This is a genomic window from Microbacterium sp. 22296, from assembly GCF_052045385.1.
Classification (GTDB): Bacteria; Actinomycetota; Actinomycetes; order Actinomycetales; family Microbacteriaceae; genus Microbacterium.
This window is the reverse complement of sequence record NZ_JBQEOS010000009.1, coordinates 101408-127930: the sequence shown is the minus strand read 5'-3', so window position 1 is coordinate 127930 and position 26523 is coordinate 101408. Positions and strand designations below refer to the sequence as shown.

Genomic DNA, 26523 nt, shown 5'->3' with positions numbered 1-26523 from the left:
TCGTTCGACGTCGGTGTCGGACGAAGAAACGGAGTACACAATGAAGTTTTCCAAGGGTGCCGCGGCTCGTATCGCCGTGGCCGCTGCCGGTGGTCTGGTGCTCGTGGGCACGGCGGGTGCGGCGTTCGCCGCCGAGGTCGACGGCTCCGACGTCGACGTCAACGTGCAGATCGCCCCGGTCGTGGGCCCGGGCAGCCTGAGCCTGACGGTGGCCGGTACCTCCGCCACGCTGACGGAGTCGGCATCCGGTGACGCCCAGGTGCGCCAGTTCGACGGTGCCCTGCCCACCGTGACCGTCACCGACACCCGTGACGTCGCCGACATCCCGGCGGATCACTTCTGGTACGTCGTCGGTCAGGCCTCGGCGTTCACCGGCCCCGGTGGCGCCACGATCTCCCCCGACCACCTCGGCTGGACCCCGAAGCTCATCGACGGGGGCGACACCGGTCTCGTGACCGAGGGCGAGCCGGTCGGCACCTCCGAGGACACCGGCGACGACGCGGTCGGCCTCGTCGACAAGGAGCTGCTGTACACCGCTCTCGAGTCGAAGACCGTGAAGGAAGGCGGGGAGTCCTCGTGGACCGCCGACGCCGCGCTGGTGTTGAAGACCGACGCCGGTGTCACCCCGGGTGCGTACACGTCGAAGCTGACCCTGTCCCTCTTCGAGGACGTGTTCACGCCGGCTCAGCCGTAAGCTCTACGCAGCAGCGGGCCGAGTCCTGAACGGGGCTCGGCCCGCGCTTTCGTATGAGCGACGATGTCGACGGGGTCGACGAAGATCTGGGATGGTGACGCAGCGGTATGTCCAGGACACGCCCCTTTCTCGCGCGCATGACGATCGCCCTGGCGGCCGTCGTCGTTCCGTTTCTGCTCGGGGTCCCCGCCGCGGCCGCGGCATCCGCCGATGACATCACCTGGTCCGTGACGCCGGCCGACGCGTCCGGCCCCGACGATCGTGGCGTCATCCAGCAGGAACTCGATCCCGGTTCGTCGCGGGCCGACTTCTTCGCCGTGCGCAACCTCAGCCGCACCGAGGTGACGTTCGCCCTCTCCGCGGCGGACGGCTATTACACCGACAACGGGCGTTTCAACATGCTGCCCTCCGATCAGGAGTCGGTCGACGCGGGTCTGTGGATCGACCTGCCCGACTCGGTCACCGTCGCCCCGAACGGCACCGCCGTCGTCCCCTTCACCACCACGGTGCCGGAGGGGGCGATTCCGGGTGACCACGCGGCGGGCATCGCCGCATCCGTCTCGTCCACCGGTACCGACGCCAGCGGCTCCGAGGTCGGCGTCGAGAGCCGCGTCGGTTTCCGCGTGATGACCCGCGTCACCGGCGACATCGTCCCCTCGTACGCGGTGTCGGGGGTCCAGTCCGGCTATGACATGTCGTGGAACCCGTTCCGTCCGGGCTCCGCGACCACGTCCTTCACGGTCGAGAACACCGGCAACGCCAGCCTGCTCGTCACCGGGGCGACGACCATCGGCACCGGGTCAGCGGTCTTCCCCGACGACGGCGCGCCGCGCCAGGAGCTTCTGCCGGGGGAGTCCCGCTCGTTCACCGTCGCGATCGCCGACGTCTGGCCCACGTTCTTCGTGCCGGGGTCCGTCGACCTGGCTCCCACGGCGACCGATCTGGGCGGCAGTGCCGTCGAGGTCGCACCGCAGTCCGCGGATGCGTCGCTGTGGGCCCTCCCCGTGCCGCAATTGCTCGTTCTGCTCGGCGTCCTGCTCATCGTCGCGGCCCTCTTCTGGCGCCGCCGCCGCTTCACCGCCGCCCTCGACCGTGCGCGCGAAGAAGGACGTCTCGCGGCGCAGGGCCCAGCCGCTTCGGCCGCCGACGTCTCGCCGACGGCGACGGGAGCGGCCCCTGGTCGCGCCGAGGCCGCGGACGCCGCCTCCACGGAGGGGCGTCGGTGATCCTCGCCGCGACGGTGCGAGAGCGCGGCGACGTCGTCTCGGTCGACGTCGACATCACCCCCGTACCGACCATCCTTCCCTCCGCCCCCGCGGGCGTCGCGCCGTCGCCGTCCGGTGTCCCCGGCCACGGATGGCTCGCGGCGACCGGGGTCGACCCGGCCTGGCTGATCGCCGCCGGGGCCGTCGTGGTCGTGGCCGTCGGCCTCGCTCTGCTGCACCGTCACCGTCGTCGCGCGTGAGAGCGCGGCCCCGTCGTCTCGCGCGTCATCGGGCGGCGAGGGCGGGGGTCGCGCCTCCGGTCCGTCCATGATGCGTGCGGGGTCGGCGGATAATGTGGAATGTTGTGGTCAGGCCTTTCCGGCGTCGTCCGGCGGCCTGCCGTACGCGTGGGGAAACGTCCGACGCGCACCTCGCCCACGATGTTCGGATCGGATGACCTCAATGCCCCAGTCCTCGAGTCGCGGGTGGCAGCGGCCCAGCATCTACGACGTCGCGCGTCGGGCCGGCGTGTCGCATATGACGGTGTCGCGGGTGCTGAACGGTCACCCGAACATCCGCGAGACGACGCGCGCGCGTGTGCTGCAGGCGATCGAAGAGATGAACTACACGCCGAGCTCGATCGCTCGGGCTCTCGCCACGCGGCGAGCCCGCCGCATCGGCGTGCTCATCGACGGCCCCGTGCAGAACGGTCCGAACAGCACCCTCCGCGCCCTCGAGGTGGCGGCGCGCGGGGTCGGGTACGCCGTCAGCGCGTTCTCGATCGGCGATGACGACGCCTCGCAGATGGATTCCGGGGTCATGGAGCTCGTCACCCAGGGCGTCGACGCGCTGTGCGTGATCGCCCCGCGCGAGTCATCGCTCGACCTGCTGAGACAACAGACGACGGGACTGCCCACCATCGTCATCAAGGCCGAGGCGGACGCCGCCTGGCACACGGTCGGCGTCGATCAACGCGAGGGTGCGCGACTGGCCGTGCGTCACCTCATCGGGCTCGGCCATCGTCGCATTGCCCACCTCGCGGGGCCCATGGACTGGTTCGACGCCCGCGAGCGCATGGAAGGCTGGCGCGAATGCCTCGCCGAGGCGGGTCTTCCGGAGGGGCCGAGCATCATCGGCGACTGGACGTCGGACTTCGGCTTCGAGTTCGGCAAGTCGTTCGACCTGGGCGACACCACCGCGGTGTTCGCGGCGAACGACCAGATCGCGCTGGGCGTCATCCACGGGCTGCACGGCCGCGGCATCCGGGTTCCGGAAGACGTGAACGTCGTCGGGTTCGACGATCTGTCCGATGCGCGGCACTTCCTCCCCCCGCTGACCACGGTCCGCCAGAACTTCGCCGAACTCGGCGAGCTGGCGCTGCAGCAGCTCATCGCCGCGATCGAGGGTGACACCGATCCCAGCCACGACACCATCCAGCCGAAGCTGATCGTCCGCGAGTCGACGACGGCCGTCGTCCCCGGCTGAGGCTCCGTCGCGCACCTCGATCGGCCCGTGATCGAGTTGTGATCTGAAACCGAGAAATTCTCGTGAAAATGTCTTGCGCTCTTGAATGTTAGCGCGCACACTAATGAAGACCAGGAGTGCCGCTCACCGCAGCACTGCATCCCCTCTCCAACCCGAACGCTGGAGAGATCTCAAGGAGGAGAACACATGTCGATTTCGAAGCGCATGCGCGGCGTCGTCGGATTCATCGGTGCGGGCGCCGTCGCCCTGTCCCTGGCCGGCTGCGCCGGTGGTGCCGATGCGGGCAGCGGAGGCGACGCCGCCGACGACGGCGTCACCACGGTCGGCTTCGTCGCCGTCGGCCCCGAGGGCGGATGGCGTAACGCCAACGAGCAGGCCATCAAGGACGCGTTCACCGCGGACGCCGGCTTCGACCTCAAGTACGCCCCGGCGGCCAGCCCCAGCGACCAGAAGTCGCAGCTCGACGCCTTCGCGACCTTCGTCAACGACGAGGTCGACGTCATCCTGCTCACGGCCACGGAGGCCTCGGGTTGGGAGTCCTCGCTCGAGCTCGCCAAGGAGGCGGAGATCCCGGTCGTGCTCCTCGACCGCGGCGTCGACGCGTCCGACGACCTCTACGTCACGCGCATCGCCCCCGACAACAAGCAGGTCGCAGAATCGGTCGGTTCGTGGGCCGTTTCGGCCTTCCCGTCGGGCGCGAAGTACTTCGTGCTCGAGGGCGTCCCCGGCCTGTCGGTCGTGAACGAGCGCAACGAGGGCTTCGACGCCGAGGTCAGCAGCGCATCGGGCTTCACCAAGGTGGGCGCGCAGACCGCCAACTGGAAGACCGACGAGGGCAAGTCCGTCATCGAGACCGTGCTGAAGGCCAACAACAACGACATCCAGTTCATCTTCGCCCAGAACGATGAGATGGGCATCGGCGCCGCTCAGGCCGTCTCCGCCGCGGGCCTGACCCCCGGCACCGACGTCAAGATCGCCACCATCGACGGCACGAAGGGTGCGCTCGAGGCGCTGGCCGCCGGTCAGCTCAGCTTCGTCGCCCAGTACAACCCCTTCTTCGGTGACACCGCCGTCGACGCCGTGAAGTCGGCCCTCGCCGGTGACACCGTCGAGAAGACGATCATCGTCGACAGCGCGACCTTCGACTCGCCCGAGGCGGCCGAGACGGCACTGTCCGAGGGCCTGGGCTTCTAAGTCCCGTCCCACCCGCTCGACAGCACCACTTCAGGAGTGGGGGCGGCCCGCCCGGGCTGCCCCCGCTCCGCATTCCCCACCCGCTCCGTACCAGCGAGGAAGTTCGTCAGCGATGACAGAATCCCTACCGATCGTCGAAGTCCGCGGCGCATCGATCACATTCCCCGGCGTCAAAGCCCTCGACGAGGTGAACTTCCGACTCCTGCCGGGAGAAGTCCACACCCTCATGGGCGAGAACGGCGCGGGCAAGTCCACGCTCATCAAGGCGCTGACCGGCGTCTACCAGATCGACTCCGGATCGATCCTCATCTTCGGCGAGGAACGACGCCTGAGCGGCACCGCCTCGGCGCAGGCGGCCGGAATCTCGACCGTCTACCAAGAGGTCAACCTGTGCACCAACCTCACCATCGGTGAGAACGTCATGCTGGGCCACGAGATCCGCGGACCGTTCGGCATCAACTGGCGCGCCACGCACGCTCGCGCCAAAGAGGCGCTGACCGGTATGGGACTCGGCCACCTCGACCCCCGTGCTCCGCTGTCCTCCATCTCGATCGCCCTGCAGCAGCTCGTCGCCATCAGCCGCGCCATGGTCACCGACTCGAAGGTGCTCATCCTCGACGAGCCGACCTCGAGCCTCGACGCCGCCGAGGTCGAGGTGCTCTTCACCGTCATGCGACGCCTGCGCGACCAGGGGGTGGCGATCCTCTTCGTCTCGCACTTCCTCGATCAGGTCTACGCGATCAGCGACCGCATCACGGTGCTGCGCAACGGCGGTTTCGTGGGCGAGTACCTCACCCGCGACCTCGACCGCACACAGCTCATCTCCAAGATGATCGGCAAGGACATCGAGGCGCTGCGCGCCCTGGGATCCAACCGTCAGGTCGACGCCCGCGACCGCAACGAGACCCCCGTCTACGCCGCCGAGGGAATCGCCCGCGCGGGCGCCCTCGCCCCCACCGACATCGAGATCCACCGGGGTGAGGTGGTCGGCTTCGCCGGGCTCCTCGGCTCGGGTCGCACCGAGCTCGCCCGCCTGATCGCCGGTGCCGACCGCGCCGACGCGGGCACCGTGCGCCTCAAGGGCAAGAAGGTCAACGTCACCTCCCCGGTCTCGGGTCTGGGCAATCACATCGCCTACTCGACCGAGAACCGCCGCGACGACGGCATCATCGGCGACCTGAGCATCCGCGAGAACATCATGCTCGCGCTGCAGGCCAAGCGCGGATGGCTGCGCCGCATCCCGGCCAAGGAGGTCGACCAGTTGGTCTCGACCTACATGGAGCGTTTCAGCGTCCGGCCCAACGACCCCGAGCGCCCCATCCGCCTTCTCTCCGGCGGCAACCAGCAGAAGGTCCTGCTCGGCCGGTGGCTGGCGACCGACCCCGAACTGCTGCTGCTCGACGAGCCGACCCGTGGCATCGACGTCGGTGCCAAGGCCGACATCCAGGAGACCGTCGCGGAGCTCGCCGAGGGGGGCATGAGCGTCGTGTTCATCTCGTCCGAGCTCGAAGAGGTCGTGCGCCTGTCCGAGCGCATCGTGATCATGAAGGACCACGAGAAGGTCGGCGAGATCGTCAACGGCCCCGACGTCACCGCCGAGCGCGTCGTGTCGATCATCGCGGCCGAGACCGAAGAAGAGGCGGAAGCCCAGACCGAGGCCCTCGCCGAAGGAGAGACCCGCTGATGACCGTCTTCAAGTCGCTTCTGCGCACCCCCTGGTTCTGGGGCATCATCGGCATCGTCCTGCTGCTGTCGCTGAACGTCATCAAGGACCCGACCTACCTCTCCGTCGGCATCAACCCGACGACCGGTCAGCTCTCGGGCAACCTGCTCGACATCCTGCGGGTGTCGGCACCCATCATCATGATCGCCCTCGGCATGACCTTCGTCATCGCCACCAAGGGCATCGACCTCTCGGTCGGATCGATCATGGCCGTCGGCGGCGCCGCCGCGATGGAGCTGCTGCGTTCGCTCAACGAGGCGAGCTCGTTCGGCGCCATGTTCATGGCGATCGGCCTCGCGCTCCTCCTCGGCGCCGTGCTCGGTCTCATCAACGGCCTGCTCGTCTCGGTCGTCGGTCTGCAGCCGTTCATCAGCACCCTGGTGATGATGCTCGCCGCGCGCGGTATCGCCCGCGTGATCACGGGCGGCCAGAACACCAACTCGCAGAATCAGCCGTTCCAGCAGATCTCCAACGGCCAGGTGCTCGGGCTTCCCATCAGCTTCGTCACCGCGATCGTCATCGTCGTGGTGGTCACGGTGATCATGCGTCGCACCGCGCTGGGCCTCATGATCGAGTCCATCGGCGTGAACCCCGACGCGAGCCGCCTCGCCGGCATCCGTCCGCGTCCGATCCTCATCACCGTCTACGTGCTCTCGGGCATCCTCGCCGCCGGAGGTGGACTGTTCACGGTGTCGGAGGTCATGACGGTCGACGTCTCGGGCACCGGCTACCAGATGGAGCTCGACGCGATCCTCGCCGTCGTCATCGGGGGCACGTCCCTCGCCGGAGGCAAGTTCTCCATCCTCGGGTCGACGATCGGGGCGCTGCTGATCGCGACCCTGAACAAGACCGTGCTCTTCCTCGGGGTCTCCGCCGCGGCGACCCCGGCCTTCAAGGCCATCGTCATCGTGCTGCTCGTCCTGCTGCAGTCCGAGCGGGTGAGGACCTTCGTCCTCCAGGCCGGACGCCGCCGTACCCGTAAGGAGGTCGTCGCATGAGCACGACCGTCTCACCCCCCTCGCCCTCGCACGGCACCGAGGTCCCGGTGCGGGGCCTGGCGATCTCCCGCATGTGGGGTCGCAGCCAGTCCGCCGTCCCGACGCTCGCCGCCGTCGTGCTCCTCGTCGCGATGCTCGTGTACGCCGAGCTCGCCTATGGCCGCGTGTTCCACGCCGGCACCATGTCGAGCCTGCTGGTCAGCTTCGCGCCCACGATCATCCTCGCCGTCGGGATGACCATCGTCATCTTGTCGGGAGGCATCGACCTCTCCGTCGGCGCTGTCGTCGCGTTCACCTCGGTGTCGGGCGTCATGCTGATGAACAACGGGGTCAACGGCTGGGTCGCCGTCATCCTGATGATCGTGTTCGGTGCACTGTTCGGTCTGGTCTCGGGAGTGCTCATCCAGTACTTCAACGTGCAGCCCTTCATCGCCACGCTGGCCATGATGTTCCTCGCCCGAGGCCTGGCATCCATTCTCTCGACCGTTCCGGTGCAGGCGCCGGACAACGCCCCGATCCTGGTGCTCGCCACCGACTGGAAGCTGTACGACGGTCCGAAGACGAACGACCTGGTTCTCACGCCCGGCTTCTTCATCGCCGTGCTCGTCGTGGCCGCCGCCTTCATGCTCCTGCACCGCACCCGCACGGGTCGCACGGTGTACGGCATCGGCGGGGCGGAGAACTCGGCGCAGCTGATGGGTCTCCCCGTCGCGCGCACCCGCGTGCTCATCTACGTGCTCAGCGGTGCCCTCGCCGGCCTCGCGGCCGTCGTGTACACGGCCGAGGTGGGCGGCAAGGCGCAGAACGTCACCGGCATCGGATGGGAACTGGATGCCATCGCCGCCGTCGTCATCGGGGGAACGCTCCTGACCGGCGGCGCCGGGTACGTCCTCGGTTCGGTCGTCGGCTCGCTGGTGCTCGCCGCCCTGGCCATGATCATCACCAAAGACGGTGGCATCCGCCCCGAATACTTGACCATCATCACCGGCGGTATCCTGCTCGCGTTCGTGCTGCTGCAGCGGGTGCTCACCGCGCGACGTCGAAAATGAGCACCGTCGTCGATCCGTACCCCCGCAAGGAGAACACCGTGGCAGCATCCCCTGCTGACATCACCCCCGACGTTCAGGCATCGATCGATCGCGTCCGCGAGGACGTCGCCCGGCTGCACGCCGAACTGGTGCGCTACAACCTGATCGTGTGGACCGGCGGCAACGTCTCGGGCCGCGTGCCCGGCGCCGACCTGTTCGTCATCAAGCCCTCGGGCGTCTCGTACGAAGACCTGAGCCCCGCGAACATGATCGTGTGCGACCTCGACGGCAACGCGATCCCCGGTACGCCGGGGAGTGACCGCAGCCCCTCGAGCGACACCGCAGCCCACGCGTACGTGTACCGCAATATGCCCGAGGTCGGTGGTGTCGTGCACACGCACTCCACCTACGGCGTCGCGTGGGCGGCCCGCGGCGAAGAGATCCCCTGCGTCATCACCGCGATGGCCGACGAGTTCGGCGGGCCCATCCCCGTCGGGCCGTTCGCGATCATCGGCGACGACTCGATCGGCCGGGGCATCGTCGAGACCCTGCGCGGTCACCGTTCGCGCGGCGTCATCATGCAGAACCACGGTCCGTTCACGATCGGAAAAGACGCGAAGGACGCCGTGAAGGCCGCCGTCATGCTCGAGGACGTCGCCCGAACCGTGCACATCGCCCGAGAGGCAGGGCCCCTCATCCCGATCCCGCAGGAGCACATCGACGCGCTCTACGACCGCTACCAGAACGTGTACGGCCAGAACTCGGACGCACGTCGGTGAGCGCCGTCGCCACCTCGCCCGCCGAGGTCATCGCCTCCGGCCGTGCCGTGCTGGGCATCGAGCTCGGATCCACCCGCATCAAGGCCTGCCTGGTGGATGCCGACGAACCCACCCGCGTGCTGGCCACCGGCTCGCACGCCTGGGAGAACCGCTACCGCGACGGCAACTGGACCTACTCGCTGGACGACGTCTGGACCGGCGTGCAGGCCTCCTACGCGGCGCTCGTCGCCGATGTGCAGCGCCAGTACGGTGTCGCGATCGAGACCCTGGCCGCGGCGGGCGTGTCAGCGATGATGCACGGCTACCTCGCGTTCGACGCCGAGGGGGAGCTGCTCGTGCCCTTCCGCACGTGGCGGAACACCTCCACCGAGCGGGCCGCCGGCGTCCTGTCGGAGCTGCTGGGCACGAACATCCCGCTGCGGTGGTCGATCGCGCACCTGTACCAAGCGGTGCTCGACGAGGAAGACCACATCCCCGACGTGGCATCCTTCACCACGCTCGCCGGGTACGTCCACGAGAAGCTGACCGGCCGCCGGGTGCTCGGCATCGGCGACGCCTCCGGCATGTTCCCCATCGACGTCTCCACCCGCGACTACGACGCCGTCATGGCGGCCAAGTTCGACCGCCTCGTGGCCGAGCGGGCTCCGGGTCTCCGCCTCCGCTCGCTGCTGCCCGACGTGCTCGTTGCGGGCGAAGCCGCAGGCGACCTGACCGCCGAGGGCGCGGCTCTGCTCGATCCGACCGGCGCACTGCGTCCGGGCGTGCTCTTCTGCCCGCCCGAGGGCGACGCCGGCACCGGCATGGTCGCGACGAACTCGGTCGCGCCCCGTACCGGCAACGTCAGCGCCGGGACGAGCATCTTCGCCATGGTCGTCCTGGAGGGTCCTCTTCGACGGGCGCACGACGAGCTCGATCTGGTCACCACTCCCGCCGGCGACCTCGTCGCGATGGTGCACTGCAACAACGGCGCGAGCGAGCTCGCCGCCTGGGTGGGGCTGTTCGAGCGGTTCGCGGCGATCGCCGGCGGCACCCTCGACCCCGACGAGGTGTTCGAGGCGCTGTTCCTGGAGTCGCTGGACGGCGCACCCGACGCCGGTGGGCTGCTCGCCTACAACCACCTGGCGGGTGAGCCCATCGCGGGTCTGCCGGAGGGACGGCCGCTGTTCGTCCGCACGCCCGACAGTCGCTTGACGCTGGCGAACTTCATGCGCGCGCAGCTGTACGGCGTGTTCGGCACCCTCGCCCTCGGCATGCGCGTGCTCGCCGACGAGGGTGTGGAGCTCGACCGCATGTACGCGCACGGCGGTGTGTTCCGCACGGCGGGGATCGCGCAGCGCTTCCTCGCCGGGGCGTTGGACGCCCCCGTCGCCGTCGCTGCGACCGCCTCCGAGGGCGGGGCATGGGGGATCGCGGTGCTCGCCGCCTTCGCCGCGGACACCGCGGGCGACCCGATCGACACCTACCTCACCGACCGGGTCTTCGCGACGACGGGATTCGTCTCCATCGACCCCGACCCCGAGGACGTCCCCGGGTTCGCCGCCTATCTCACCCGATACCGCGCGGGGCTCGCCATCGAGCACGCCGCGATCGCGGCGACGTCCTGACACCGGCCGTCGCCACTCCCACCACAAAAAGGAATTCCCGCATGACCCGCACCACTCTCCGCAACGATCTCGACGGCTACGAGGTCTGGTTCGTCACCGGCAGCCAGAACCTCTACGGCGAGGAGACCCTCGAGCAGGTCGCCGAGCAGTCGCAGGCCGTCGTCGAGGGCCTGAACGGCCTGCCCGTCAAGGTCGTCTGGAAGCCCGTGCTCAAAGACTCGGACAGCATCCGCCGGATGGCGCTCGAGATCAACGGCCGTGACGACGTGATCGGCGTGATCGCGTGGATGCACACCTTCAGCCCCGCGAAGATGTGGATCTCGGGTCTCGACGCCCTGCAGAAGCCCCTGCTGCACCTGCACACGCAGGCCAACGTCGAGCTGCCGTGGAACGACATCGACTTCGATTTCATGAACCTGAACCAGGCCGCCCACGGTGACCGGGAGTTCGGCTACATCCAGACGCGTCTGGGCATCTCGCGCAAGACCGTCGTCGGCCACGTGTCGAACCCGGTCGTGCGCCAGCAGATCGAGGACTGGGAGCGTGCCGCCGCCGGCTGGACCGCCGCCCGTACCCTCAAGCTCGCCCGCTTCGGTGACAACATGCGCTTCGTCGCCGTCACCGAGGGCGACAAGACCGAGGCCGAGCTGCGCTTCGGTGTGCAGGTCAACACGTGGGGTGTCAACGAGCTCGTCGAGGCCGTCGAGAACGCCTCGGATGCCGACATCGACGCGCTCGTGCAGGAGTACGTCGACAGCTACGACGTCGTCGACGAGCTGCTCCCCGGTGGTGCGCGTCACCAGTCGCTGCGCGATGGCGCGGCGATCGAGCTGGGTCTGCGCTCCTTCCTCGAGGAGGGCGGCTTCGGCGCCTTCACCACCTCGTTCGAGGACCTGGGCGCACTGAAGCAGCTGCCCGGTCTCGCCGTGCAGCGCCTCATGGCGGAGGGCTACGGGTTCGGCGCCGAGGGCGACTGGAAGACCGCCATCCTCGTGCGCGTCGCGAATGTGATGGGCGCGGGCCTGCCCGGTGGTGCCTCGCTCATGGAGGACTACACCTACGACCTCGTACCCGGTGCCGAGCGCATCCTCGGTGCGCACATGCTCGAGGTCTCGCCGTCGCTCTCGTCGAAGAAGCCGCGTCTCGAGATCCACGCGCTGGGTATCGGCGGCAAGGAGGACCCGGTGCGCCTGGTCTTCACCGCCGACCCCGGCCCCGCCGTGGTCGTGGCCATGAGCGACATGCGCGACCGCTTCCGCCTGACGGCGAACGTCGTCGAGAACGTTGACGCCCCCGACCTGCCGAAGCTGCCCGTCGGCCGCGCGGTGTGGAAGCCCGCCCCCGATTTCGCGACCTCCGCCGCCTGCTGGCTCGCCGCGGGAGCCGCTCATCACACCGTCATGACGACGGCCGTGGGCATCGAGGTGTTCCGCGACTTCGCCGAGATCGCCAAGACCGAGCTCGTCGTCATCGATGAGGACACCACGGTCCGCGGTTTCCAGAGCGAGCTGCGCTGGAACCAGGCGTACTACCGCCTGGCCCAGGGCCTGTAAGACCCATCGTCCCGGGTGCCGCATCGCCCCGGGACGATGCGGCACTCGCGCGCCCCGTTCACCCGGGGCGCGTGCCGCGCGCCGGTCCACCCGGCGCACGGATCGTGCCCCGGACTCGAGGTGGCGGTGGGCCACTGCGGAGTCCGGGGCACATCTGCGTTCCGGGGCGCACGACAGCGGTGCGCGGGACGTGTCGCGCACACCGTCGGGGAAGCCGAGGACCGGCCGAGTCCGCCGCGGTCGTCAGGCCGACGCGTCGGCCGGCCGAGCGGGGGCTGCGGCGCTGCTCTCGCGCGTGATGAGGGTGGGTACGACGGCGGAGTCGGCAGGGCGGCTGCCCTGGACGAGCCACTCCTCGAGCAGTCCGAAGGTCCGGCGGCCGAGGTCCGTGAAGTCCTGGCGGACGGTGGTCAGGGCGGGCATCCACATGCGCGCGAAGGGCTGGTCGTCGAAGCCGACGATGCTGACATCGTCGGGCACCCGGCGCCCCCTCTCCTGGAAGGCGCGCGCGGCGCCGATCGCGAGTTCGTCGTTCCCGCACAGGAGCGCGGTGATCCGGGGGTCGTCCGTGAGCTTCTGCGCGGAGTCGTAGCCCGACGTGGGGGAGTAGCTCGCCTGCTCGACGGGAGGGATGGGAGCCCCCGCCTCTTCGAGCGCCTTCCGCCATCCCCACGCGCGCCCGCTGCGGGACCTCGTCGCCGGGATGGCGAGGTGATGAACGGTTCTGTGCCCCAGGGACAGCAGGTAGCGGGTGGCTTCGTACCCTCCGGTGTAGTCGTCGAGGAACGCGTGCGGTGTGTCGCCCGCGGGCCGTTGGGCGCCCGCCGCGGCGACGACGGGGAGCGTCGCGGGAAGAGCGGCGAGGGTCGCGACCCCCACCTTGTCGAACTCGATGACGATCGCGCCCGCGAGGGGTTGTGAGAGGGCGTTGTTCACGGCCCGGGCGATGTCGTCGGGGTCGCCGGACTCGACCACGGCGATGATGACGACGTACCCGGCGGCGCGTGCCGCTTCTTCGATGCCCTGCAACGTCGCCGCGTACCCGTAGCGGATGGTGTTGCGCGCGAAGACCGCGACGGTCGAGCGGCGGCCGCTGACCAGCGACTGGGCCGCAGCGTTGGGGCGGTAGCCGAGCTCCGCGACGGCGGCTTCGACCTGTGCCCGGAGCTTGTCGCTCACCCGGGTCCGGCCGGAGAGCACACGCGAGACCGTGGAGAGGCTCACTCCCGCCTTCGCCGCGACGTCGACGATCCCGGGGACGTGGTGACCGGATGACGACATCTCGCCAGCCTATGACCAACGTTGCTCTTTCGAGCCTGAAAGTTCTTGACCAACGTTTGCAGGCGTTCTATCCTCGACGTGGCTTGACCAACGTTTGCAGGCCCGATGACGGGCGATGGAAGGCGATGACGCTGTGACCACCCAAGTGATCCCCGAGATCCCCGAGGAGCTCGACGCGCCGTGGGCGCCCGTCGTGGCACTCCACGCCGCCGGCGTCTCCCTCGTGCTGGCGGTGCCCCGCGACGCCCTTCCTCACGTCGTGCACTGGGGAGCGGACGTGGGAGCGCTCGACGACGGAGCATTGCAGGAGCTCGCGGCCGACGCGCTGCCCCCGCTGGCCACCAACGGTGTGGACACGAGTGTCGTCGCATCCGTCCTTCCGGAGAACGCGAACGGATGGACGGGTACGACGGGACTGGCCGGCCACCGCGCGGGCCAGGCGTGGTCCCCCAAGTTCATCCCGGTCACCGTCGAAGTCGTCGAGCGCGGTATCCAGGGCGGTTCTGTTCTCGTCCACGCGACGGATGCCGACGCGGGACTGGCCCTGACCGTGTCGATCGAGATGCTGTCCAGCGGACTCGTGCGCCTCTCGGCGGAGCTCACCAACACGGGCGACGGCGACTACACCGTCGACGGGCTCCAACTCGCCCTGCCGGTGCCCACCCGCGCTGACGTCCTGTTCGACCTGGCCGGACGCTGGGGCAAAGAGAAGGTCCCGCAGTGGCGGGAGTTCACGGTCGGCACCCACCTTCGGGAGGGGCGACACGGTCGCACCGGCGCAGACGCGGCGACGGTACTCACCGCGGGCACCCCCGACCTCGACTTCGGTCACGGCGAAGCCTGGGGGATGCACGTCGCCTTCAGCGGCAACCACCGCACCCTCGCCGAGCGGACGTTCTCGGGAGATCGGCTCCTTCTGGGCGGTGAATTGCTGCTCCCCGGCGAAGTGACGCTGGCGGCGGGGGAGACGTACGCTTCCCCACGGGTCTTCGGAGCGTACGGCCTCGGCCTGGACGACGTCGCAGCCCGGTTCCACACGTACCTGCGCACCCGCGCCGGCCACCCGCGTCCCCCTCGCCCCGTGGTGATGAACGTGTGGGAGGCGGTCTACTTCGACCACGACCTCACCCGCATCCTCGAACTCGCCGACGCGGCCCAGGCGGTCGGGGTCGAGCGGTTCGTCCTGGACGACGGATGGTTCGGGTCCCGGCGCGACGACACCTCCGGTCTCGGCGACTGGGTGATCGCCGAGGACGTCTGGGGTGGCGGCAAGTTCCGCGCCCTCGTCGAAGGCGTGAAGCAGCGCGGTATGCAGTTCGGCCTCTGGTTCGAGCCCGAGATGGTGAACGTCGCCTCGGAGCTCGCGGCATCCCACCCGGAGTGGCTGCTCCAGGTCCCCGGTCGCCTGCCCATCGACTTCCGCCATCAGCAGGTGCTCGACCTCTCGCACCCGGGCGCGTTCGCCCACGTCGAGCAGCAGATCGTCTCCCTCGTGCGCGAGTACGGCATCGACTACATCAAGTGGGACCACAACCGCGACCTCATGGACGCCGGCTCCACCCGTACCGGTCGCGCCGGCGTCCACGAGCAGACCCTCGCCACTTATCGACTTCTCGACTCCATCCGCGCGGCCTGCCGCGGGCTCGAGATCGAATCGTGCTCGTCGGGCGGGGCCCGGGTCGATCTCGAGATCCTCGACCACACCGACCGGGTCTGGGCGTCCGATTGCATCGACGCTCGCGAGCGACAGCAGATCCAGCGGTGGACGTCGCAGCTGCTTCCCCCCGAGCTGGTGGGCAGCCACGTCGGGGCCGACCGCGCCCACACGACCCGTCGCCGTCTCGACCTCGACTTCCGGGCGGCGACCGCTCTGTTCGGGCATTTCGGCATCGAGTGGGACCTCACGACCGCCTCGGCGGAAGAGGTCGCGCGCCTCGCCGAGTGGGTCGCCTACTACAAGGACGTGCGGGGGCTCCTGCACACCGGCACGACCGTCCGCCGCACCCTCGAGGGCGGCGATCTGTGGCTGCACGGCCTCGTGAGTCCCGAGCGGAACCGTGCGCTGTACGCGCTCACCCTTCGCGAACGGCACGTCACCTGGCCCGCCGGTCGCGTGCAGCTGCCGGGACTCGACCGATCGACTCCGTACCGCGTCACGGTCGCCGGACCGAGCGCGGATGCCGAGTACGACCCTCGCATCCACCCGTCCTGGTACCGCACCGGCATCGTCCTCGCGGGAGCCGTTCTGGACCAGGTCGGCGTGAACATTCCGGCCCTGGATCCCGACACCACGGTCCTTCTCGATGTGGAGGCACTCGCATGAGCACCCGGACCGACTCGCTCGACACCAGAGCGATCATCGCCCCCGCGAGCAAGCGCCGCCGTCGCGGCGACGCGAAGGTCGCCCTGATCTTCATCGCGCCCGCGGCCGTCGGATTCCTCGCGTTCTACCTCGTTCCCTCGCTGCGCGGAATCTGGTTCAGCTTCACCGATCAGAACCTCATCGGTGCCGGGAGGTTCATCGGGGTCGACAACTACACGCGGATGTTCGCCGATCCGCTGTTCTGGAACTCCCTCGGGGTGACCCTCGAGTACGTCGTCATCAACATCGGTGTGCAGACGGTCCTCGCCGTCGGGATCGCCGTCCTCATGCACCGCTTGACCCGCTCCGTCGTCATCCGCGGGATCATCCTGCTTCCGTACCTCGTGGCGAATGTCGTGGTGGCGCTGGTGTGGTTCTGGATGATGGATTACTCCACCGGCATCATCAACGTCTTCCTCGACGCGGTCGGCGGAGACCGCATGGCGTTCTTCGGCAACGAAGCCCTTGCCATCCCCACGATCGCCCTGATCAACGTCTGGCGGTACGTCGGTTACACGGCGCTGCTCGTCTTCGCCGGCCTGCAGACCATCCCCACGCAGCTGTACGAAGCTGCCGCTCTCGACGGCGCGTCGGAAGTGCGCATGTTCCGCTCCATCACCCTGCCGCTGCTGCGTCCCGTGCTCGCCCTGGTCCTCGTGATCACCGTGGTCGGGTCGTTCCAGATCTTCGACACCGTCGCCGTGACCACCGAGGGCGGACCGATCAATTCGACCCGCGTCATCTACTACTACATCTATCAACAGGCCTTCGAACGCTTCGACCTCGGCTACGCCTCGGCGATGTCCGTCTTCCTCCTGGTCGTGCTCGCCGTCGTGGCGTACTTCCAGCTGAAGATCATGCGCTCCAACTCGTCCGATCTGGCCTAGGAGATTCCGATGACCGCCATCGCCACCCCGCTGCAGACGCCGACCCGGTCGCAGGCACCGTCGCGTCGCGACGACCCGTCGCCGGCCCGTCGCCCGCGGCGGATGAACCTGGGCCGCGTCCTCGCCTGGGCCGCGCTCGTCGTGCTCCTCGTCGTCACCCTGTTCCCGTTCTATTGGATGCTGCGGACCGCCCTGTCCACGAACACGGCGTTGTACACCCACGCGGGCAGCCTCCTGCCGGTCGAGTTCAGCTGGGGGGATTCGCACGCGTGCTGGGCCTGTCCACTCCCGAGCAGGCGGCGGCGGAGGGCGGCACCACCGGCTCGATCAACTTCTGGCTCTACCTGCGCAACACCGTCATCGTCGCGACCGTGATCACGATCGGCCAGGTGCTGTTCTCGTCGATGGCGGCGTACGCCTTCGCGCGGCTGCACTGGAAGGGGCGCGACGCCGTGTTCTTCCTCTTCCTCACCGCGTTGATGATCCCGCCCATCTTCGTGCAGCTTCCCAACTTCATCCTGATCCGCGATCTGGGGCTGTTGAACTCCCTGGCCGGCATCATCCTGCCGTTCTTCTTCATGACCCCGTTCGCCATCTTCTTCATGCGGCAGTTCTTCCTCGGCATCAGCCGTGAGGTCGAGGAGTCCGCCAAGATCGACGGCGCCGGTCACCTGCGCATCTTCTTCCGCATCGTTCTGCCGATGTCATCGACGCCGGTCTTCACCCTCGCGCTGCTGACCTACATCACCGCCTGGGGCGAGTACTTCTGGCCCCTCCTCGTCGGTCGCGCCGACGAGTCCCGAGTGCTCACCGTCGCCCTCGGCATCTTCCGGTCGCAGACCCCGCAGACCGGACCCGACTGGGCGGGGCTCATGGCCGGCACCCTCATCGCGGCCCTCCCGATCTTCGTCCTGTTCGTCCTCTTCGGCCGCAAGCTCGTCGACAATCTCGGCTACTCCGGCATCAAGTAGGCCCCCCGGCCCGCATCTCCCGCCCGGTGGCCCGAACCACCCGGCGGGACGTTCCACCGCATTCACATCACGAAAGGCACCTCTATGCGCACCACCTCACGCGCGCGCCGCACCGTCGCGGTCGCCGTCATCGCAGCAGCCGTCCCGGTCGTCCTCGCCGGCTGCGCCGCCCCCGGCAACACCGACTCCGCGAACGGCAAGACGATCACCTACTGGCTGTGGGACAGCAACCAGCAGCCGGCCTACCAGCAGTGCGCCGACGCCTTCCAGGCGTCCTCCGGGATCACCGTCGACATCGAGCAGTACGGATGGGCCGACTACTGGCAGGGCCTCACCACCGGCTTCGCCTCGGGGACCGCCCCGGATGTCTTCGCCGACCACCTGTCGTACTATCCCCAGTTCGTCTCCCAGGGTCAGCTCCTCGACATCTCCGACCGCGTCGAGAAGGACGGCATCGACCTCGGCATCTACCAGGACGGCCTCGCAGAGCTGTGGACGAACCAGGACGGCGGTCGTTACGGTCTCCCGAAGGACTTCGACACCGTCGCCACCTTCTACAACGAGAAGATGATCGCCGACGCCGGTTACACCGCCGACCAGCTCGCCGACCTCGCCTGGAACACCACCGACGGCGGCACGTTCGAGAAGCTCGTCGCCCACCTCACCGTCGACCAGAACGGCGTCCGCGGAGATGAGGCCGGCTTCGACAAGACCAAGGTCGCCGTCTACGGCCTCGCCCTCAGCGGCAACGGTCTCAACGCCAGCGGTCAGCAGACCTGGTCGCCCTACGCGCTGAGCGACGACTGGTACTACGGCGACAAGACGCCCTGGACCAGCTCGTGGAACTTCGGCGACGAGTCCTTCGGCAGCACCCTCGCCTGGTACAAGGGACTGATCGACAAGGGCTACATGCCGAGCGTCGACATCGCTCTGTCCGAGCAGGATCCGCTGAACGGATACCTCGCCGGCCGCTACGCGCTCGTCACCGACGGCAGCTGGATGAACAGCTCCTACCTCGGCCAGGATGCCGTTCCCACCAAGGTCGCCCCCACCCCGGTCGGCCCCAGCGGTCAGCGCGCCAGCCTGTTCAACGGGCTCTCCGACGGCATCTGGTCCGGCAGCAAGAACCAGGATGCCGCGTGGCAATGGGTCACGTACCTCGCCTCGGCCCAGTGCCAGGACGTCGTCGGCGAAGCCGCGGTCGTGTTCCCCGCGGTGAAGACGTCCACGGAGAAGGCCGAAGCGGCTTTCGCCGAGAAGGGCTGGGACGTGTCCGGATTCACGGTGCAGGTGACCGACGGCACCACCAAGCTGCTGCCCATCGCCGACCAGTGGTCCGAGGTCAACGACACCATGAAGGCCGCCATCGAGTCCTACCTGAAGGGCGCCTCGGACGAGAGCGCGTTGCAGACCGCCAACGACCAGGTCAACGCGCTCTTCAAGTAACCCGACTCCGGGGCGTCCGGCTGCCCCCGACCGACCGGACGCCCCGGGTACCCCCCCGTCCCCGTTCTCGTCTCCCGCTTCTGCCGTCGCTTCTCGATGGCCCGCCTCCCACACCACCCATGTACGAAGGAGTACTCGTGATCACCCCTCATTCCCGCTCGCGCATCGCGCGCGCGACGGCCTGCACGGCGCTCGGCGCGCTGGTGCTGTCCGGCCTCGCCGTCGGCGTCGCCGCCCCGGCCCACGCGGCCACGGTCGACGTCATCGGCGTCGATTTCAGCAAGACCGACGGAGGCGTCCAGGGCGGCGCCTCCGGCATGCTCTACGGTCTGTCCGACGACGGTGTCCCCACCGACGCCATCATCGCGGGAGCACGCCCCACGAACCTCACCCAGAAGGCCCCCCACGGCGCCCAGCACCCCAACGGCGACCCGCTCGAGGTGGAGCGCGCGTTCTTCGAGAACGGGGGCGAATACATGATGACCAACATCCAGGACTACTACCCCGACTGGGCGTACAACGGCGGGAAGCGGCCGTCCGACTTCACCACCTACCTCGACATCGTCCGCACGGTCGTCAAGAGCGTCGTGGACGAGTCCGACCACCCCGAGAAATACATCTTCACGCCGTTCAACGAGCCGGACGGGGGGAACTGGTACGGCGACTGGAACTCGATGAAGGACACCTACCTGCAGGACTGGAAAGCGGTGTACCAGGTCATCAAGGACGTCTACCCCGACGCCAAGATCGCCGGCAACGGCGACACGCGCTGGCAGCCCGGCCGCACCCGCGACTTCCTCGCGTACGCGAAGGCCAACAACGTCCTTCCGGACATGTTCACCTGGCATGAGCTGGGTCGCAGCAGCCTGCAGTACTTCCGTCAGCACCTCGCTGAGTACCGGCAGATCGAGAACGACCTCGGCATCACGGCGCGCCCTGTCAACATCACCGAGTACGCCATGCGGCGCGACATGTCGGTGCCGGGCAACCTCGTGCAGTGGTTGGCGATGTTCGAGGACGAGAAGGTCGACGCGCAGACCGCGTACTGGACCTACGCGGGCAATCTGAACGACAACATGGCCAAGAACAACAGCGCCAACGGCGCCTGGTGGCTGCTGAAGTGGTACGGCGACCTGTCCGGTCAGACCGTCGCCGTGACCCCGCCGTCTCTGAACGCACCCGACACCCTCCAGGGGCTCGGATCGATCGATGCGGCCAAGAAGCAGGCGACCGTTCTGTTCGGCGGTACGAACAACGCCACCCGCCTCGACCTCTCCGGTCTCGACCCGGCCGTCTTCGGCAGTACCGTCGACATCCAGATCCGCGAAGCGGAGTGGTCCGGACAGGAGGGCGAGGCGCAGGCCCCGCCGGTCGTCGTCGCCAAGCGCGTCGCCGTCGGGGGCACGATCCAGGTGGACGTTCCGAGCAGCAACCGGCTCGACGCCTACCAGGCGGTCATCACCCCTGCCCTGCCCGCACAGCCCGCGGCGGACGCGACGTGGTCGACCAGCATCGAGGCGGAGAACACCGTCCTGCGCGACGTGACGGCCTACACCCAGGACCCTGCGGCCGACTGGACGTTCTCGGCCTCCGGCGGCCGCGACGTGGGATCGACCAACCGGGTCACCTCGGCGCTCACGTGGACCGTGGAGGTGCCGACCACCGGGACCTACCGATTCGGCGCCATCGCCGGGGTGAACGGGTCGAGGATCGGACCCGGAAAGCACGCCCTCTTCGTCGACGGCCAGAATGCGTCGACCATCGAGTACGAAGCGGGCTTCGACTGGAGTTACCGCGGGCGCGGGGAGACACTCGTCCAGCTCACGCAGGGACGCCACGAGCTCTCCGTCCGCATGAGCGCCGACGGCTCCACGCTCCTTCCCGGATCCGACATCTCCCTCGACCGATTCGACCTCACCCGCATCGACGGACCCGAGACGACCACCTACCCGGCCGTCCTCGCCCGCACCGACGCCCCGCTCGATTACACCAAGGGCGCGGTCAGCCTGACGGGTGACCAGACGGCGACGTTCTTCCCCTCCGCGCGGGAGACCGGGTACTACGACGTCGCCATCCGTTACGCCACCACCGGCGCCGCCGGCCTGGGGGTCCAGGTGAACGAGCGCGGCATCACCGGTCTGGGCGCCGACAAGGGCGGGGTGTGGACCTCGACGGCACGCGTCCACCTCGCCGAGGGCATCACGGACCTCCGCATCAGCTCCGCACAGGGCGCTGCCGTGCAGTCCGTCACGCTCACCCGTGCGACGGACGGCGACGCCGCCACGGTCCGTGTCGAAGGCGAGGACGGCTCGAAGATCACGCGCAACGGGGCGGCACGTCTGGAGACGCCGGGCCAGCCGACCAACGTCTCCGGCCAGCAGCTCAGCTACTTGGGCGGTGGCGCGAACAACTACGCCACCCTCGCTCGGCCGGCGGGTCTCGGCGCCGGCGCCTACGACCTGACCGTGCGGTACTCGAACGCGGAGAAGAACACCGGTCACGCGTACAACACCGACGTCATCACCCGGTTTCTCGACATCACCGAGGACAGCGGGACGACCACCCGCGGTGCGTTCCGGAACAACTACTCGTGGAAGGGGTTCTGGACGCACACCGTGCCGCTGGATCTGTCGACGACGGGCGGCTCGCTGCGCCTGGGAAACACCACCGGCAACGCCCCGAACATCGATTGGCTCGCGCTGTCGCCGTTGGTGGTGAAGGCCACCAACACGGCCGATGTCCTGCTCACGGCGGAGGCGGCCGCGTCCACGCGGAAGATCGCCGGCAAGGCCTATGTGGCTGTGGAGGTGACGAACACGTCGTCGGTGCCGGTCGATGTGGCGATCGCCACCGGCTACGGAACCAAGAGTTTCACAGCCGTGCAGCCCGGGAAGAGGGTCAGTGCCGCGATCAACTCGACGAAGAGCTCCATCCCCGCCGGAGAAGCGATCGTCACGCTGAAGGGCACGGTCAACGGGTCGCCCGCGACCCAGCAGATCACGGCGGCGTACTCCGCCCAGAACTAGGGGCCGGTGGGGGGTGGGACTCCGCCCCCCACCGCACCACTCATCGAGGGACACGACACCCATGAAGACCCGTCGAACCGGGGGCACGGCCCCGGTGGCGGCGACCCCGCCTCCCTCGGCGGGGGCCCACCGACTGGTGTGGGTGAAACGGGGGGCCGTCGTGGCGCGCGACGCGGGGACGATCTACCTCGTTCCTCAGGGGCACGGCCTCTGGGCCCCCGCGGGCAGCACCATCTCGACACACGTCGCGCCCGGCTCCGACGTGGGAAGCACATCGCTGCACATCGCTCTGCTGCCCATGCGATTCGCGACAGTCGCCGGCTTCGAGATCGCGGCTCCCGCGCGCCGCGAGTCATGGCCCGGGACAGCGGACGGTCGCGAACGCGACACCTGGCATGCCGTCTCCGACGTCCTGACGCCGGCGCACCCCGCGATGACGCTCGTTCTTCCGTCCGACCCGACGCTGCGAGAGATCGCGGAGAAGATCCTCGGGGCCCCGTCCGGGTCTCACGTCACAGAGCGCTACGCGGCCGCGACGGGCATGCAAGCGGCGACGCTCAGCTCGCGCTTCCGGCGCCAGACCGGCCTGTCGCTGTCGCAGTGGCACTCTCGCGTGAGGCTGTACGCAGCCGTCTTCCTCCTCGGTCAGGGCATCTCGGCCGGTGAGGTGGCCCATTCGATCGGCTACGCGGGGCCCAGCGGTCTCAGCGCCGCTCACAAACGTCTCTTCGGGGTGACCCCGATGGCGTTCAAGAGGCGGGGGCGTCGTTCGAGCCTCGACGGCGCCGTGGGGTTCGAGGTCGATCTCCCGTGCCCGATCGCCGACACGCCGGAGCCCACACCACCCCACCAACCCTGAGGAGTCACCGGCCGAACGGCGCGCGGTACGCAGCCGTTCCTGGCGTGGTCGACAGGGAGCTCTGACCTCAGGCCTTCCGCCGAGAGCAGAGGCGGTCGCGAACGGGTGAGGCCGCGTCCGTGTCAGGCGGACGGATTCCCGGTCCCCGAGGTGACGGACGCACGCCCCGTACGTCGGAAGCCGGCCAAGTCAGTCGTGATCTGGTGTGTTGCTCACGAGCCCATGCCGAGGTGCGCTCCTCCTGCGACGTCGAGGGACACGCCGGTGATGTACCTGTTCTCCGGCGCCGTGAGGAACTCGACGGCGCGGGCGACCTCGACGGACTCGGCGAAGCGCTTCATCGGGAGCTGCGCGGCGCGGGCGACGCGAGCAGCGTGAGCCGCGCCCGACTGGTCGGCCAACTGCGACCACATCGGTGTATTCACCGGTCCGGGGTTGACGGCATTGACGGAGATGCCCGCGGGTCCGAGGATCTTCGCCATCGACCACATGATGTGCAGGACGGCGATCTTGCTCGCGTTATAGGGCAGGTAGTCGACGCGCGCCTCCTTCGCCGCTACGGACGACAGCAGAAGGATCGTGCCCGTGGTGCCCGCGTCACGCATGAGGGTGGCGGTCTCGCGTGTGATCGTGAACGTCCCCGTCGCGTTCACCCGCATGATGCGCTCGAACTCCTCGGTGGTGGTGACGAGGGGGTCTGCGGTCCCGCCGAGGACGCCCGCGCAATGGATCAACGCCTCGACGCGACCGTGGCGTTCCACGATGAGCCGGAGCACGTCTTTCGTCTGTCGCTCATCGGTGACGTCGAGCTCGAAGAAGTCGTCGATCTGCTGCCCGTCGAGCGGGGCGCGGTCAGCGCCGACGACGATGTCACCACGAGAGCGGAGGACGTCCACGACGGCGGCGCCGATCCCCCCGCTGGATCCGGTGACCAACGTGACCTGCTGCGTGACACGGCTCACTTGACTGCTTTGCTCGCCCATTGCCGTCCCTCCTGTTCGTGGGTCGGAAGACCCGAGACCGTGAGAATCCGGTCGAGCAACTGCTGCGTCTTCACGGCTTCCCACCCCGAGGTCAGGGGCTGCTGGCGGTCGCGGACACGATCGAGGAAATGACGGACGGCGCCGGCGAAGCCGAAGGTTTCCGTCGCCGTGGCCCAGCCGAACGCTTCCGGGCTCATGGACCGGACGGTGCGAATGCCGTCCACGGTGACGGCGACGAAGTCGGGAGCGATGACCTCGGCCGACCGCATCTGCCCGTAAGCGTCGAGCTTCTCGCTCCACGCGCCGGCGGTTCGCGCCGCCATCAGAACACCGGTGTTGCCGGTGGAGAAGCGGATGAGGGCGGCCGTGCCGTCTTCCTCCCACGGGTCGGTACCGGCGGCCGAGGCGCTGACATCGACCACATCCCCGCTGCAGAACCACCGCAGAAGATCGACCATGTGGATGGCGTTCTCGAACGTCGCCCGATACTCCGAGCCGGGGCGGTTCTTCTGGGCGACGCAGAACGTGGCGCCGCTCTCACCGAAGGCTTCGCGGGCGGCGACGTAGACGGGCGCGAAGCGTCGGTTGAGCCCGACCATCAGGATGCGCTGATGCGCGTCGGCGAGTTCGGCGAGCCGGACCGCATCCGCCGTCGAGGTGGCGAGCGGCTTCTCGCAGAACACGTCCACCCCGGCGCGCAGGGCGCTCTCCACGCCGGCGACGTGCTCGGAACGCGGCGTGAGCACGAAGACGGCGTCGAGGTCTTCGTGGGCGAGCATCTCGTCCGCCGTGCGGTAGACCGTGTCGAATCCCCAGCGGCGTTGCACCTGCGTCGGATCATCGCGCCGGGACACCAGGGCGCGCAGATCGACGTCGTCCCGCTGGACGAGGGTGGGCAGTTGGGCGATGCTCGCGATGTTCCCGGCCCCGACGACGCCGACGCGGATGGCCGTCACGACAGCACCTCGGCGTCGCGGTCGGCGGAACGGCGGGAGATCTCGGCGAGGAGACTCCGGATGTGATCGGCTCCGCGGCGGAACCCGATCTCGGGCTCATCGAGGTCCTGCGGATGCCACCGGTACTCGTACTCGAGCGTGAGGGCGTCGTCGTACCCGATTCCGCGCAGCCGCTGGAGGATTCGGGGCCAGTCGAGGGAGCCGTCCCCGACGACCCGTGAGATGACGGCTCGTTCGTCCGCGTGCACGCGCGCCGTCTCGGAGGCGACGAAGGGGGCGTTCGGGTCTTTGAACACGAGGTCTTTCACGTGGACGTGTGCGATGAGGTCCCCCTGCAAGGCGAACGCGTCATCGACGCCTTCGTCGTGCGTGAAGGTGAGGTTCGCCTGGTCGTAGAGCACGCGCACCGCGGGCGAGTCGACCGCCCGGACCAGCGCGGCGGTATCGCGAGCGGTCTGCGTCATCGTGCCGAAGTGGTTCTCGGCACACAGGACGACGCCTGCGGCCGCCGCGGGGGCAGAGAGCTCCTTCAGCGAATGGACGAGGCGCTCCCAGTGGGCGGCGTGTTCATCGCGATCGGGTTGCCACGACCCCGAGTAGATGCGGATCCGCGTCGCACCCAGGACGTGGGCGGTGTCGATCGCGCCGCGCAGCTCGTCGACGGCCGCGACGCGCTCGAGCTCATTCAGGGAGTTGAACGCCGTCGTATAGGGGGTGAGGCCGATGACGGGGATCCCCTCCCCGTCGGCGACGCGGGCAGCCTCGGCCGCGGCTGAGGTGTCGCCCACGCGCAGACCGCTGCGGTAACCGTCCTGATAGATGACCTCCGCGGCATCCAGGCCCGCTCGGGCGAAGAGCCGGAGGGCTTCCGGGACGGAGTGGTCGGGAGTGCCGAGGGTGTGGCCGGCGATGATCATGCGGGGTTCTCCGAAGTGTGCGTGGTCGGGTGGTTCTGCCAGTCGGCGGGACCGACGAGACGAGGAGGATCGACGACGCGCGAGCGGTCGACGAACTCGAGGATCAGGCCCCAGGAGGTGCGCGCGTAGACCCAGCGATTGCCGGCGACGGTGGGGCTGTCGGCGGCGACCTCCTTGCGGAAGCCCAGCACCTCGACCCCCGTCAATCCGTTGATCGCGTCGACGACGTCGTCGACGTCGTCGACGACGAAGCAGAGGTGGTGCCCGCCGGCGTCGCTCGCACGGGGGAAGGCGGGAGCGCGATCCGCGCTCCACCACTGGAAGAGCTCGACGTTCAGGTTGGGAGGGAGGCGCATCATGCGCAGTTCCAGACGCGCGTCGGCGGGAACACCGAAATGTTCCGGCATGACGTCGGCGTCGGGGCCGCGGGAGGAGCGGTAGAGCTCTTCGGCGCCGAGGAGAACCGTGAACATCGTGGCCGCCTCGTCGAGGTCGGGAACGGTGAACGCGACGTGGTCGACGTGTTGCAGGCCGGGAAGGCGGCTGGTGCTCATGAAGCAATCCTCGGGGTC

21 protein-coding genes and 1 pseudogene are annotated in these 26523 nt (G+C 68.8%); 17 read left to right on the top strand and 5 right to left on the bottom strand.

What is annotated here, in order from left to right; genetic code table 11:
- Window positions 1-40 precede the first annotated feature (40 nt).
- The 11 genes from ACTJJP_RS15150 to araA all read left to right on the top strand — a co-directional run bounded on the left by ACTJJP_RS15150 (window position 41) and on the right by araA (window position 12263).
- A complete protein-coding gene (locus tag ACTJJP_RS15150; protein ID WP_440775808.1) occupies window positions 41-694 on the top strand; it encodes a hypothetical protein in 654 nt (217 codons plus the stop codon).
- 137 nt (window positions 695-831) lie between these two features.
- Window positions 832-1920: a hypothetical protein gene (locus tag ACTJJP_RS15145; RefSeq protein WP_440775807.1), complete on the top strand. Its 1089-nt coding sequence runs from the start codon at window positions 832-834 to the stop codon at window positions 1918-1920.
- On the top strand, window positions 1917-2159 hold the full coding sequence (locus ACTJJP_RS15140) for an LPXTG cell wall anchor domain-containing protein (RefSeq protein WP_440775806.1): 243 nt from the start codon (window positions 1917-1919) through the stop codon (window positions 2157-2159). Before ACTJJP_RS15145 ends, ACTJJP_RS15140 begins: the two co-directional genes overlap by 4 nt.
- Before the next feature lie 193 nt (window positions 2160-2352).
- Entirely contained in the window at window positions 2353-3384 is a 1032-nt protein-coding gene (locus ACTJJP_RS15135) for a LacI family DNA-binding transcriptional regulator (protein WP_440775805.1), read from the top strand.
- Between the two features lie 186 nt (window positions 3385-3570).
- A complete protein-coding gene (locus tag ACTJJP_RS15130) occupies window positions 3571-4578 on the top strand; it encodes a substrate-binding domain-containing protein (RefSeq protein ID WP_440775804.1) in 1008 nt (335 codons plus the stop codon).
- A gap of 112 nt (window positions 4579-4690) precedes the next feature.
- Entirely contained in the window at window positions 4691-6262 is a 1572-nt protein-coding gene (locus ACTJJP_RS15125) for a sugar ABC transporter ATP-binding protein (protein ID WP_440775803.1), read from the top strand.
- Entirely contained in the window at window positions 6262-7299 is a 1038-nt protein-coding gene (locus ACTJJP_RS15120) for an ABC transporter permease (RefSeq protein ID WP_440775802.1), read from the top strand. Before ACTJJP_RS15125 ends, ACTJJP_RS15120 begins: the two co-directional genes overlap by 1 nt.
- Window positions 7296-8348 (top strand): ABC transporter permease, encoded by a 1053-nt coding sequence (locus tag ACTJJP_RS15115; RefSeq protein WP_440775801.1) that lies wholly within the window; start codon window positions 7296-7298, stop codon window positions 8346-8348. Before ACTJJP_RS15120 ends, ACTJJP_RS15115 begins: the two co-directional genes overlap by 4 nt.
- A complete protein-coding gene (locus tag ACTJJP_RS15110) occupies window positions 8345-9106 on the top strand; it encodes an L-ribulose-5-phosphate 4-epimerase (protein WP_440775800.1) in 762 nt (253 codons plus the stop codon). Before ACTJJP_RS15115 ends, ACTJJP_RS15110 begins: the two co-directional genes overlap by 4 nt.
- Entirely contained in the window at window positions 9103-10710 is a 1608-nt protein-coding gene (locus ACTJJP_RS15105) for a xylulokinase (RefSeq protein WP_440775799.1), read from the top strand. Before ACTJJP_RS15110 ends, ACTJJP_RS15105 begins: the two co-directional genes overlap by 4 nt.
- Before the next feature lie 41 nt (window positions 10711-10751).
- Complete coding sequence (gene araA / locus ACTJJP_RS15100) at window positions 10752-12263, top strand: L-arabinose isomerase (RefSeq protein WP_440775798.1); 1512 nt, start codon at window positions 10752-10754, stop codon at window positions 12261-12263.
- Between the two features lie 243 nt (window positions 12264-12506).
- Here the strand turns inward: araA and ACTJJP_RS15095 are convergent, their stop codons facing one another.
- Window positions 12507-13544 carry a LacI family DNA-binding transcriptional regulator gene (locus tag ACTJJP_RS15095; protein ID WP_440775797.1) on the bottom strand — a complete coding sequence of 346 codons (1038 nt, stop codon included), beginning with the start codon at window positions 13542-13544 and terminating at the stop codon, window positions 12507-12509.
- Between the two features lie 133 nt (window positions 13545-13677).
- Here ACTJJP_RS15095 and ACTJJP_RS15090 point away from each other — a divergent pair, with 133 nt between their 5' ends.
- From ACTJJP_RS15090 to ACTJJP_RS15065, 6 genes and pseudogenes are all read left to right on the top strand, one after another.
- Window positions 13678-15867 carry an alpha-galactosidase gene (locus ACTJJP_RS15090; protein ID WP_440775796.1) on the top strand — a complete coding sequence of 730 codons (2190 nt, stop codon included), beginning with the start codon at window positions 13678-13680 and terminating at the stop codon, window positions 15865-15867.
- Window positions 15864-16793, top strand: a complete 930-nt coding sequence (locus tag ACTJJP_RS15085) for a carbohydrate ABC transporter permease (RefSeq protein ID WP_440775795.1) — start codon at window positions 15864-15866, stop codon at window positions 16791-16793. Before ACTJJP_RS15090 ends, ACTJJP_RS15085 begins: the two co-directional genes overlap by 4 nt.
- A gap of 9 nt (window positions 16794-16802) precedes the next feature.
- Window positions 16803-17764: pseudogene (locus tag ACTJJP_RS15080) on the top strand (carbohydrate ABC transporter permease).
- Window positions 17765-17848: 84 nt separating this feature from the next.
- Window positions 17849-19210 carry an ABC transporter substrate-binding protein gene (locus ACTJJP_RS15075; RefSeq protein ID WP_440775794.1) on the top strand — a complete coding sequence of 454 codons (1362 nt, stop codon included), beginning with the start codon at window positions 17849-17851 and terminating at the stop codon, window positions 19208-19210.
- A 137-nt stretch (window positions 19211-19347) separates the two neighbouring features.
- Window positions 19348-22236: a hypothetical protein gene (locus tag ACTJJP_RS15070; RefSeq protein ID WP_440775793.1), complete on the top strand. Its 2889-nt coding sequence runs from the start codon at window positions 19348-19350 to the stop codon at window positions 22234-22236.
- Window positions 22237-22297: 61 nt separating this feature from the next.
- On the top strand, window positions 22298-23095 hold the full coding sequence (locus ACTJJP_RS15065; protein WP_440775792.1) for a helix-turn-helix domain-containing protein: 798 nt from the start codon (window positions 22298-22300) through the stop codon (window positions 23093-23095).
- Between the two features lie 212 nt (window positions 23096-23307).
- On the opposite strand, the gene ACTJJP_RS15060 is transcribed toward ACTJJP_RS15065, so the two are convergent.
- The 4 genes from ACTJJP_RS15060 to ACTJJP_RS15045 are packed head-to-tail and all read right to left on the bottom strand — an operon-like array spanning window position 23308 to window position 26505.
- Entirely contained in the window at window positions 23308-24057 is a 750-nt protein-coding gene (locus tag ACTJJP_RS15060; RefSeq protein WP_440775791.1) for an SDR family NAD(P)-dependent oxidoreductase, read from the bottom strand.
- Entirely contained in the window at window positions 24054-25034 is a 981-nt protein-coding gene (locus ACTJJP_RS15055; protein ID WP_440775790.1) for a Gfo/Idh/MocA family protein, read from the bottom strand. Before ACTJJP_RS15055 ends, ACTJJP_RS15060 begins: the two co-directional genes overlap by 4 nt.
- The gene (locus ACTJJP_RS15050; protein ID WP_440775789.1) at window positions 25031-25951 is read right to left on the bottom strand and encodes a sugar phosphate isomerase/epimerase family protein; all 921 of its coding nucleotides are present in this window, start codon (window positions 25949-25951) and stop codon (window positions 25031-25033) included. Before ACTJJP_RS15050 ends, ACTJJP_RS15055 begins: the two co-directional genes overlap by 4 nt.
- On the bottom strand, window positions 25948-26505 hold the full coding sequence (locus ACTJJP_RS15045; RefSeq protein ID WP_440775788.1) for a VOC family protein: 558 nt from the start codon (window positions 26503-26505) through the stop codon (window positions 25948-25950). Before ACTJJP_RS15045 ends, ACTJJP_RS15050 begins: the two co-directional genes overlap by 4 nt.
- Window positions 26506-26523 lie beyond the last annotated feature (18 nt).

What these genes read in the sequence shown, in the direction of transcription:
- ACTJJP_RS15150 (WP_440775808.1), top strand. Translation starts at nt 41, where the DNA reads ATGAAGTTTTCCAAGGGTGCCGCGGCTCGTATCGCCGTGGCCGCTGCC.
- ACTJJP_RS15145 (WP_440775807.1), top strand. Translation starts at nt 832, where the DNA reads ATGACGATCGCCCTGGCGGCCGTCGTCGTTCCGTTTCTGCTCGGGGTC.
- ACTJJP_RS15135 (WP_440775805.1), top strand. Translation starts at nt 2,353, where the DNA reads ATGACCTCAATGCCCCAGTCCTCGAGTCGCGGGTGGCAGCGGCCCAGC.
- ACTJJP_RS15130 (WP_440775804.1), top strand. Translation starts at nt 3,571, where the DNA reads ATGTCGATTTCGAAGCGCATGCGCGGCGTCGTCGGATTCATCGGTGCG.
- ACTJJP_RS15125 (WP_440775803.1), top strand. Translation starts at nt 4,691, where the DNA reads ATGACAGAATCCCTACCGATCGTCGAAGTCCGCGGCGCATCGATCACA.
- ACTJJP_RS15120 (WP_440775802.1), top strand. Translation starts at nt 6,262, where the DNA reads ATGACCGTCTTCAAGTCGCTTCTGCGCACCCCCTGGTTCTGGGGCATC.
- ACTJJP_RS15115 (WP_440775801.1), top strand. Translation starts at nt 7,296, where the DNA reads ATGAGCACGACCGTCTCACCCCCCTCGCCCTCGCACGGCACCGAGGTC.
- ACTJJP_RS15110 (WP_440775800.1), top strand. Translation starts at nt 8,345, where the DNA reads ATGAGCACCGTCGTCGATCCGTACCCCCGCAAGGAGAACACCGTGGCA.
- araA (WP_440775798.1), top strand. Translation starts at nt 10,752, where the DNA reads ATGACCCGCACCACTCTCCGCAACGATCTCGACGGCTACGAGGTCTGG.
- ACTJJP_RS15095 (WP_440775797.1), bottom strand. Translation starts at nt 13,544, where the DNA reads ATGTCGTCATCCGGTCACCACGTCCCCGGGATCGTCGACGTCGCGGCG.
- ACTJJP_RS15085 (WP_440775795.1), top strand. Translation starts at nt 15,864, where the DNA reads ATGAGCACCCGGACCGACTCGCTCGACACCAGAGCGATCATCGCCCCC.
- ACTJJP_RS15075 (WP_440775794.1), top strand. Translation starts at nt 17,849, where the DNA reads ATGCGCACCACCTCACGCGCGCGCCGCACCGTCGCGGTCGCCGTCATC.
- ACTJJP_RS15065 (WP_440775792.1), top strand. Translation starts at nt 22,298, where the DNA reads ATGAAGACCCGTCGAACCGGGGGCACGGCCCCGGTGGCGGCGACCCCG.
- ACTJJP_RS15050 (WP_440775789.1), bottom strand. Translation starts at nt 25,951, where the DNA reads ATGATCATCGCCGGCCACACCCTCGGCACTCCCGACCACTCCGTCCCG.
- ACTJJP_RS15045 (WP_440775788.1), bottom strand. Translation starts at nt 26,505, where the DNA reads ATGAGCACCAGCCGCCTTCCCGGCCTGCAACACGTCGACCACGTCGCG.